General features: G+C 79.2%; 1 pseudogene. It reads left to right on the top strand.

Annotated elements, in window-relative coordinates:
• A pseudogene (locus KS423_RS46910) lies at positions 1-590 on the top strand (hypothetical protein); the annotation flags it as partial.

Below are 590 nucleotides of genomic sequence, written 5' to 3' on the forward strand. Positions count from 1 at the left end.
CCAGCCGGCTGCGGGTGCCCAGCGAGGGCTGGGCACCGGCCACCGTGCACTGGGTGCCGGGCCTCGGCGAGTGTGCGCTGGAGCCGCTCGCCGACGGCTGGCTGGTGCGCCCCGTCCGACCGCCCGAGGAGGACGGCGCCGGCACGGTGACCGCCGAACAGGCCGAGGGCGCCCACCTCCGGCTCGACCTGCGCCGCCCGGACCGCGCCGAGCTGTCCGTCCGGGGCGCCGCCGACAGCTGGTCGCACCCGCTCAGCCCGCGCCACGCCGAACTGCTGCTCCTGCTCGCCACCGGACGCGAGGGCAGCACCGCCGCCCAGCTCGCCGAGGCGCTGTTCGGTGACGCGGGCCGAACGGTGACGGTCCGTGCCGAGCTGTCCCGGCTGCGCCGCTACCTGGGCGGGCTGCTGGCCCACCGGCCCTACCGGATCGCCGAGTCGGTGCTGGTCACCGTGGACGGGCCGGACGACCCGTACGACCTGCTGCCCGCTTCCTCGGCCCCGGCCGTCCGACGGCTGCGGGCCGCACTGGCCGCGGGGACGGCCCGGCTGCCCGGCGCGCCGTCACTCCCACCGCCGTGCGCCGCCGCG

The sequence above is a fragment of the Streptomyces sp. LS1784 genome, from assembly GCF_020103755.1.
Lineage (GTDB): Bacteria > Actinomycetota > Actinomycetes > Streptomycetales > Streptomycetaceae > Kitasatospora.